This window comes from Bordetella tumbae (genome assembly GCF_965139195.1).
Lineage (GTDB): Bacteria > Pseudomonadota > Gammaproteobacteria > Burkholderiales > Burkholderiaceae_B > Bordetella_A > Bordetella_A tumbae.
Genome location: NZ_CBCSJH010000050.1, coordinates 22846 through 31623, shown reverse-complemented (window position 1 = coordinate 31623; position 8778 = coordinate 22846). Strand labels below are relative to the sequence as shown.

General features: G+C 60.6%; 7 protein-coding genes. 4 read left to right on the top strand and 3 right to left on the bottom strand.

Annotated elements, in window-relative coordinates; translation table 11 throughout:
• Positions 1–123: 123 nt before the first annotated feature.
• The 4 genes from ACNA0J_RS27415 (at position 124) to ACNA0J_RS27400 (ending at position 4245) form a co-directional block, all read left to right on the top strand.
• Positions 124–543 carry a cupin domain-containing protein gene (locus ACNA0J_RS27415; RefSeq protein WP_415822080.1) on the top strand — a complete coding sequence of 140 codons (420 nt, stop codon included), beginning with the start codon at positions 124–126 and terminating at the stop codon, positions 541–543.
• 83 nt (positions 544–626) lie between these two features.
• Positions 627–1598 carry a Bug family tripartite tricarboxylate transporter substrate binding protein gene (locus tag ACNA0J_RS27410; RefSeq protein WP_415822079.1) on the top strand — a complete coding sequence of 324 codons (972 nt, stop codon included), beginning with the start codon at positions 627–629 and terminating at the stop codon, positions 1596–1598.
• 108 nt (positions 1599–1706) lie between these two features.
• Positions 1707–2981, top strand: coding sequence for a CaiB/BaiF CoA transferase family protein (locus ACNA0J_RS27405; protein ID WP_415822078.1), 1275 nt, complete (start codon positions 1707–1709; stop codon positions 2979–2981).
• 97 nt (positions 2982–3078) lie between these two features.
• Complete coding sequence (locus ACNA0J_RS27400) at positions 3079–4245, top strand: acyl-CoA dehydrogenase family protein (RefSeq protein WP_415822077.1); 1167 nt, start codon at positions 3079–3081, stop codon at positions 4243–4245.
• A 319-nt stretch (positions 4246–4564) separates the two neighbouring features.
• Here the strand turns inward: ACNA0J_RS27400 and ACNA0J_RS27395 are convergent.
• The 3 genes from ACNA0J_RS27395 to aceF form a co-directional block, all read right to left on the bottom strand.
• The coding region (locus tag ACNA0J_RS27395) for an IclR family transcriptional regulator (RefSeq protein ID WP_415822076.1) at positions 4565–5243 on the bottom strand (679 nt) is incomplete at its 3' end.
• A 30-nt stretch (positions 5244–5273) separates the two neighbouring features.
• Complete coding sequence (gene lpdA / locus ACNA0J_RS27390; RefSeq protein WP_415822075.1) at positions 5274–7097, bottom strand: dihydrolipoyl dehydrogenase; 1824 nt, start codon at positions 7095–7097, stop codon at positions 5274–5276.
• A gap of 9 nt (positions 7098–7106) precedes the next feature.
• Complete coding sequence (gene aceF, locus ACNA0J_RS27385) at positions 7107–8774, bottom strand: dihydrolipoyllysine-residue acetyltransferase (protein ID WP_415822074.1); 1668 nt, start codon at positions 8772–8774, stop codon at positions 7107–7109.
• Positions 8775–8778: the final 4 nt, after the last annotated feature.

Genomic DNA, 8778 nt, shown 5'->3' with positions numbered 1-8778 from the left:
CGACCAACAGAACCCCCTCTCCACGCAGACAAACACGCCCCTTCCGGGAAAACCCCCTTGCCCAACATTTCACATCCATGAAATAATTTTCACACTTATAAAATTTACCAGCAACCCAAAATCATGCCCCAAACCCCCACCTGGCTAGTCCGCGAATCCCAAGTCCCCGGCTACCACCCCGCCAACCACACCGGCACCCTCAACCGCCGCCTGATCGGCCCAGAAACCGTCGGATCAAAACACGTCGAAGTCCTATTAGGCGTAATAGAAAAGGGCCAAGGCGCCCTACCCCACGCACACCCCGGCATCGAGCAAGTCTGTTATCTGCTCGAAGGCACCGCCCGCGCACAAGTCGGCGACGAATCCGCCGACATGGTCGCCGGCGACTGCTGCTATTTCCCCCCGGACATCCCTCACGTTTTCACCGTCACCAGCGACACCCCCGTGCGCTTGCTGGTCATCTACTCGCCGCCTTACGAAGAGTCCCCAGATCGCGTAATACGCGGTTTTGCAGCCCCCACGACGGAAAAAGCGCCCACGTAATACCTGCCACCCGGCCCAGCGGCCACCGCGAGCAACACCGCCATCACAGAGCCGCCGCCCATCCACCAACCGGAGAGACCCCCATGTTGTTACGCATCCTACGCGCCGCGGCGCTATGCAGCACCGCGCTTGCATCCGTACTCACGTCCCCCGCCCAAGCCGCCTACCCCGAAAAACCGATCACGTTGATCGTGCCCTTTCCCGCAGGATCCGGCACCGACGCGGTAGGCCGGATTTTTGCCGCCGAGTTGGGCCAGATACTGGGACAACAAGTGATCGTGGAAAACAAACCCGGCGCCAACGCCACCATCGCCGCGCAGTACGTCGCACGCGCCAAGCCCGATGGCTACACCTTGTTCGTCACCACGAACACCTCGCACTCCGCTGCGCCGTTCCTGATGAAGAACGTCCCCTACGATCCGGTCAAGGACTTCACGCCGATTGCGCGCGGCGGCAACTTGCCCTTTCTGCTGGTCGCCAATCCCAAGCAGCCCTACACCACCGTAAAAGAACTCGTCGACTACGCTCGCAAAAATCCCGGCAAAGTCACCTATGCCAGCGGCAATAGCACTGGCATCGTGGCAGGCGGCACACTGGCACATCGCGCCGGCATCGACATTCTGCATGTGCCTTACAAAGGAACGCCCCAGGCCCTGACCGATCTCGTCGGCGGCCAAGTCAACATCATGTTCACGGATTTGGCCTCGGGCCTGCCTTTTGTGCAATCCGGCCAACTGCGCGCATTAGCCGTGTCTACGGCAGAACGCAGCACGATCGTGCCTGACCTGCCTTCGATGCGCGAGGCCGGTGTGAGCGATTTTGATTTGAACTCATGGAATGGCTATTTCGGCCCGGCAGGATTGCCACCAGAGATCGTGACCAAACTCAACGCCGCTATCAATCAGATCGTCAACAAACCCGACGTGCGCAAACGCTTGGCAGATCTTGGGTTCGACGCGTTTAGCGGCACACCCGAGAGTTTTGCCGCATTCGTCAGCGAGCAGCGCGACCTCTGGGGGAAACTGATTAAAGACGCAGGAATCCAGGCGCAATGATCGTGCTGCTTTTTCAGAGATGTGCTGATTGCGCCTCGCCCTCTGCCCCCGCATTCATGTGCGTTAACGAAGTGTGCGGCGCCAGCAAACCACAGAGATTCGAACACTATGCAGCATCATGACGCACCTGCCCGCAAAGGGCCGACACCTGACACTGACACAGGCTCACCTCTTGTGAACACCGGTCCGCTGTCCGGCGTACGCATCCTGGATTTGAGCTCAGTCGTGATGGGCCCGTATGCCACGCAGGTGTTGGGCGATCTGGGTGCAGACGTGATCAAAGTCGAATCCCCTGCCGGCGACAACATGCGGGCCGTCGGCCCGATGCGCAACGCCGGCATGGGCCATTTGTACCTGCATTTGAATCGCAATAAGCGATCCATCGTGCTGGACCTGAAAACCGAGGCGGGCCGCGAAGCGTGTCTAAAACTGGCAGAGAACTGCGATGCGTTGCTCTACAACATCCGGCCGCAGGCCATGGCGAGGCTAGGCCTATCGTACGAGGCTGTGTCCGCGCGCAATCCTCGCCTGGTCTACATTGGCGCCTATGGTTTCAGCGAGGCCGGTCCCTACGCGGGCCGACCTGCTTATGATGATTTGATCCAGGGACAAACAGGCATTGCGGATCTGTTTCGCCAACAGAGTGGCGACGTCCCACGCTATGCGCCATTGACGCTGGCAGATCGCGCCGTCGGCCTGCATGTGGCCATCGCACTCGTGTCTGCCGTCCTGGATGCCCGCGCACGAGGCTCAGGTCAATCGGTTGAAATTCCCATGTTCGAAGGCATGGCCCATATGGTGCTGGGCGATCACCTCGGCGGCGCGACGTTCGAGCCACCGCTGGGCTCGACCGGCTATGCCCGCCTGCTGGCCGCGCATCGGCGTCCCTATGCAACGGCAGACGGTTATCTGTGCCTGCTGATTTACAACGACAAACACTGGCGAAATTTCTTTGCGCTGATCGGCCGGCCCGAGTTGGAACAGGACCCGCGATTTAGCAGCCACACCGCTCGCGCTCGTCACATTGACGAGGCGTATGCCTTTGTGGCCGAAATCATGCGTACGCGCAGCAGCGATGAATGGCTTGCGGCGCTGACACAAGCGGACATCCCTGCGGCGCACCTCTATTCAGTAGACGATCTGATTCACGACACACATCTGCAGAGCACCGGTTTTATTCACGAACTAGATCATCCGACCGAGGGAAAATTGCGTACGACCGCGCCGCTGGGGCGCTACGAACGCACCCCGACCACCATACGCCGGCCTGCTCCCCGCCTGGGAGAACACAGCCGGGAGATACTGCGCGAAGCCGGCTGCACCGATACCGAGATCGACGCACTGATTGCCGCTCGCGCCACGCAGGAAGTCAGAAGTACGTGAGGGTCATCGAAAGCCCCCCTTCGGAAAACGTGGCACCCAAAAGACATACACCGCGACGCCATATTCGGCCGTCGCGGGCCGACAAAGGAACTTCGTCATGGACTTTGAATTTTCATCCGACCAACTGGCGTTGCGCGATGCAATTGAACGCGTCTGCGAGCGCTATCCCAATGAGTACTGGCTCGAGCGCGATCGTGATGGCGGTTTTCCTCATGATTTTCATGCCGACCTGGCGCGCGATGGCTGGCTGGGTATTGCCATGCCGCAAGCGTATGGAGGCGCTGGATTGGGCATGACAGAAGCCGCGCTGATGATGCAAACCATCGCCGCCTCAGGCGCGGGTTTCGCCGGCGCATCAGCCGTGCATATGAATATCTTTGGTTTAAATCCTGTCGTCGTATTTGGCACCGACGAGCAGCGCCAGCGCTGGCTCGAACCGCTGATCGCAGGGCGCGAAAAGGCCTGCTTTGCCGTCACCGAGCCCGATGCAGGCCTGGACACCACCAAACTTTCCACGCGAGCAGAACGTCATGGTGACGAGTACATCGTCCATGGCCGCAAAATCTGGATCTCGACCGCACAAGTCGCTCACAAGATGTTGCTGCTGGCGCGCACCACTCCGCTCGCCGACGTCGCCAAACCCACTCAGGGCCTCTCGTTGTTCTACACCGATCTGGACCGCAGCAAAATCGAAGTCCGCGAAATCGACAAAATGGGCCGCAAAGCCGTCGACTCCAACATGCTATTCATCGACGGCCTGCGCATCCCAGTCGCGGACCGCATCGGTGAAGAAGGCCGAGGTTTTGAATACATCCTGCACGGCCTGAACCCCGAGCGCATCCTCATCGCCGCCGAAGCCGTCGGCATAGGCCGCGCCGCCCTCGATCGTGCCGTGCAGTACGCCGGTGAACGCACCGTATTCGGACGCCCCATCGGACAGAACCAGGGTATTCAACATCCCTTGGCCCAGGCATGGATGCAATTAGAAGCGGCCAACCTAATGGTCTTCAAAGCCGCCAGCATGTACGACGCGGGCTTGCCCTGCGGCCCCTATGCCAATACGGCCAAGTATCTCGCCGCAGAGGCGGGCCATAACGCTTGCCAGACAGCCGTACTCACCTTGGGGGGCATGGGCTATGCCAAGGAATATCACGTCGAACGTTTATTGCGGGAGAGCTATATACCCCGCATTGCCCCCGTCAGTCCGCAGTTGATCATGTGCTTCATTGCGGAGAAAGTGCTGGGTTTGCCCAAGTCTTATTGAATCGGCGTGGTGAGGGCTGGTGCTGGGAATTAGGGAGTACTTATAGGCGTCATGCGGCGCGCAGCATACAACAGACGAGTCCCCAAAGAGCCCCCTCTACGCATCATCGTCGCAAGCCTCAAACGCAGCCAAGCAGATCTTCCAACCAGGCACCGCGCCACCCCGCCGTATGCCCGGACCGATCGCTTGAGGGGGACGCGCAGGGCGTCCTCCGAAAGCAGCACTGCAAGATCTTTCTCTTTACCACCATGGCTGCGGAAAAACGCCAAGCAAGAAAGCCGTGCCAGCGATGCAGAGAATTCTAGTTGCTGCCAGTCNNGCCGAGGCTCCAGCCGATAAACCGGCCCCCCGACAGAAATCGCATACGTCTCCCCCGACAACGTCACCGGCCAGGCCAGCGCACACACATCGGAAATCGACTCACCGAGGTTCATGAACCACCCCCGCTGCCGCGACAACTCCAGATCCCCATCAACCGCATCAATAGACGTCAACGTACGCTCGTTATAGCGAGTCAGAGAATAGCTATTCAGCAGCGCATGCCGAGCCTTCGTATCCAGGACAGACAACAACGCCTTGCCCAACGAATTCGCGTGCACCTCGCGAAACTCGCCCGCGACTGGGGCATAGCGAATGGTGTGCGGAGAATCCAGCACATCCAGATAGACAACCTTGCCCTCGCCGCTGAGTTTGCCGAACACAATCGTTTCCTGCGTGGCATCACGCAGTTCGACCAAGCTGGGATAAACACGATCCAGAACCGGATCGGACGCGGCGATACGTTGCGCCATCGCCAACAACCGGCCCGTAGGGTAATAACCCTGCCGGCGCCCCGTCTCATACAAATAGCCCAGATCGGCCAACGTACGAATCAGAGCCAGACAGCTCGAGACCGGCACGCCCAATAGGCGCGCCAGTTCCGACAAGGGCAGCGCACGCCGCTCGCGAGCATAGGTTTCTATGATCTCGATGACGCGCAGCGCTGTCTTGACGCTCATGGGCTAGGCAAACAGAAGTTTGAGAAAGGATTACTTCTTGCGCATCGGAGGCAAATCCGTGCACACGCCTTCCGCGACCTCCGCCGCCATGCCAACCGACTCGCCCAGCGTCGGATGCGGGTGGATGGTCTTGGCAATATCAACCACATCCGCGCCCATTTCGATCGCCAAAGCGATCTCGCTGATCAAATCGCCTGCATGCGTACCGACAATGCCGCCACCCAGAATACGGTGCGTTTCGGCATCGAACAGCAGCTTGGTAAAGCCCTCGTCGCGGCCGTTCGCAATCGCGCGGCCCGATGCCGCCCAGGGGAACAGGCCCTTTTCGACCTTAATACCCTGCTTCTTGGCCTCGTCCTCGGTCAACCCCACCCATGCGACTTCCGGATCGGTGTAGGCTACCGACGGGATCACACGGGCATCGAAGAACGACTTCTGACCAGCCGCGGCTTCTGCTGCCACATGGCCTTCGTGCACCGCCTTGTGCGCCAACATGGGCTGGCCCACGATGTCGCCGATCGCATAAATATGCGGCACGTTGGTGCGCATTTGACGATCGACTTCGATAAAACCGCGATCCGTCACGGCGATACCGGCCTTGTCGGCGGCGATCTTCTTGCCGTTCGGGCCGCGGCCCACGGCCTGCAACACCAAGTCGTAACGCTGCGGTTCTTTCGGTGCGCCCTCGCCTTCGAAACTGACGTAGATACCGTCTTTTTTCGCTTCGGCGCCGACGGTCTTGGTCTTGAGCATGATGTTGTCAAAACGGCCGGCATTCATTTTCTGCCAGACCTTGACCAGATCACGATCCGCACCTTGCATCAGGCCGTCGAGCATTTCCACGACGTCCAGACGTGCACCCAAGGTGGAATACACCGTGCCCATTTCCAGGCCGATGATCCCGCCGCCGATGATCAGCATTTTTTTCGGGATTTCACGCAGTTCCAATGCGCCGGTCGAGTCGACGATGCGCTCGTCGTCAGGCAGGAACGGCAATTTCACCGATTGGCTGCCCGCCGCAATGATGGCGTTTTTGAAACGGATGGTTTGCGTCTTGCCGTCGGCGCTCTTGACCGACAAGTGATGCGGATCGGCAAACTCGCCGACACCCGTGACCACCTTGACCTTGCGCGCCTTGGCCATGCCAGCCAAGCCGCCTGTCAGCTTCGCAACTACGCTGTCCTTGTAGCCACGCAGCTTGTCCAGATCGATCTTGGGTTCGCCAAAGCTGATCCCATGAGCAGCCAGCGCACGCGCTTCGTCGATGACGGCTGCGTTGTGCAACAGCGCCTTGGACGGAATGCAGCCTACGTTCAGGCAGACACCACCCAGCGTCTCGTAACGCTCGACCAGCACGACGGACAGGCCCAGGTCTGCCGCACGGAAAGCCGCCGAATAACCGCCGGGGCCCGCGCCCAGGACCAGCACGTCGCATTCCAGATCTGCGGAGCCGCTGTATGACGCCGCCGCCGGGGCCGGCGCGTTGTCAGCAGCCGCGGCAGCAGCCGGTGCAGGCGCAGACGAGGCCTGCGGTGCGTTGCCGTCCGCTTTCGCCTCGGCTTTGGCATTGCCGCCCGCCGGCGCGGCCTTGCCCGCATCCGCCGATGCTGCCTCAGCCGCCTCGACCTGCAGGATCACCGTGCCCTCGGCAACCTTGTCGCCGACCTTGACCTGCACGGACTTCACCACGCCGCCTGCGGACGCGGGGATTTCCATGGACGCCTTGTCGGATTCGACCGTGATCAGGCTTTGTTCGGCCTTGATCGTGTCGCCCGCGGCAACCAGCACCTCGATGACTTCGACTTCCTTGAAGTCACCGATGTCGGGTACCTTGATATCAACCAATGTGCTCATGAGGCCCCCTTACAGCAAAATGCGGCGGAAGTCGGCCAGCAACTGACCCAGGTACGCGTTGAAACGCGCGGCGGCAGCACCGTCGATGACACGATGGTCGTAGGACAGCGAGAGCGGCATCGTCAGGCGCGGCACAAACTGCTTGCCATCCCAGACCGGTTTTTGCGCCGAACGCGACACGCCGAGGATAGCGACTTCAGGTGCATTGATGATGGGCGTGAAGTGCGTGCCGCCGATCCCGCCCAGCGACGAAATCGAGAAGCAACCGCCCTGCATTTCCGCAGGAGAGATCTTGCCTTCGCGGGCCTTCTTGGACAGTTCGCCCATTTCCTTGGCGATATCGATGATGCCCTTCTTGTCCGCATCGCGGATGACTGGCACGACCAAACCGTTGGGCGTATCAGCAGCAAAACCGATATGGAAGTATTGCTTGTAGACCAACTGATCGCCATCGAGCGACGCATTGAACTCGGGGAATTTCTTCAGCGCGGCAACAACGGCCTTGATCAAGAACGCCAGCATGGTGACTTTGACACCGGCTTTTTCGTTCTCTTTGTTCAAGGTCACGCGGAAGGCTTCCAGGTCGGTGATGTCCGCTTCGTCATTGTTGGTGACGTGCGGGATCATGACCCAGTTGCGGTGCAGATTCGCACCCGAGATTTTCTTGATGCGCGACAGCGGCTTGGCGTCGATCGGACCGAACTTGGTGAAGTCGATCTTCGGCCACGGCAAGAGGCCCAGCGCCGCGCCATCGGCACCGCCCGAGGCAGCAGCTGCGGGTGCTGCCAGCGCCTGCTTCACAAAGGCGCGCACGTCGTCGGCCGTGATGCGGTCTTTCGGGCCCGAGCCTTTGACCTTGCTCAAGTTAACGCCCAATTCGCGTGCGAACTTGCGTACCGAAGGCGACGCATGCGGCAGTTGACCAGGCTTCAGGCCCGGATCTTCGAGCGCGGCAGCGGGTGCGGGTTTGGCGGCCGGCGCGTCAGGAGCTGCGGCAGGCGCCGGGCTGCTGGCAGCCGGTGCAGCGGCCGCGGCTGCGGGTTGTGCGCTGGGCTGTGCAGCGGCCGAGGGCGCCGCACTGGCGCCGCCCTCGACCACCACGATCACGGTGCCCTTGGCGACCTTGTCACCCACCTTGGTCTTGAGTTCCTTGACCACACCACCCGCCGATGCCGGGATTTCCATCGAGGCCTTGTCGGACTCGACAGTAATCAGGCTTTGCTCGGCCTTGATGGTGTCGCCCACGGCGACCATGACTTCGATGACTTCGACTTCCTTGAAATCGCCGATATCGGGCACGGCGATTTCCACCAAGCCGCCGCCTTTCTGGCCCTGCTCTGCCGGCGCGGCTGAAGCCGCAGCAGGAGCGGCAGGCGCAGCCGCCGGAGCAGCCTCGGCTGCAGGGGCTGCCGCGGGCGCGGCCTCAGCCGCCGCTTCGCCCGCCTCGATTTCCAGGATGACAGTGCCTTCGGCGACCTTGTCGCCGACCTTGACTTTGACGGACTTGACGACACCACCAGCCGAGGCCGGGATTTCCATCGAAGCCTTGTCGGATTCAACGGTAATCAGGCTCTGCTCGGCCTTGATGGAGTCACCCGCCGCGACCAGCACTTCGATGACTTCGACTTCTTTGAAATCACCGATGTCGGGTACCTTGATTTCCACGAGTTTGCTCATGTCT

Coding starts and splice junctions, on each gene's coding strand:
- ACNA0J_RS27415 (WP_415822080.1), top strand. CDS start 124: ATGCCCCAAACCCCCACCTGGCTAGTCCGCGAATCCCAAGTCCCCGGC.
- ACNA0J_RS27410 (WP_415822079.1), top strand. CDS start 627: ATGTTGTTACGCATCCTACGCGCCGCGGCGCTATGCAGCACCGCGCTT.
- ACNA0J_RS27405 (WP_415822078.1), top strand. CDS start 1,707: ATGCAGCATCATGACGCACCTGCCCGCAAAGGGCCGACACCTGACACT.
- ACNA0J_RS27400 (WP_415822077.1), top strand. CDS start 3,079: ATGGACTTTGAATTTTCATCCGACCAACTGGCGTTGCGCGATGCAATT.
- lpdA (WP_415822075.1), bottom strand. CDS start 7,097: ATGAGCACATTGGTTGATATCAAGGTACCCGACATCGGTGACTTCAAG.
- aceF (WP_415822074.1), bottom strand. CDS start 8,774: ATGAGCAAACTCGTGGAAATCAAGGTACCCGACATCGGTGATTTCAAA.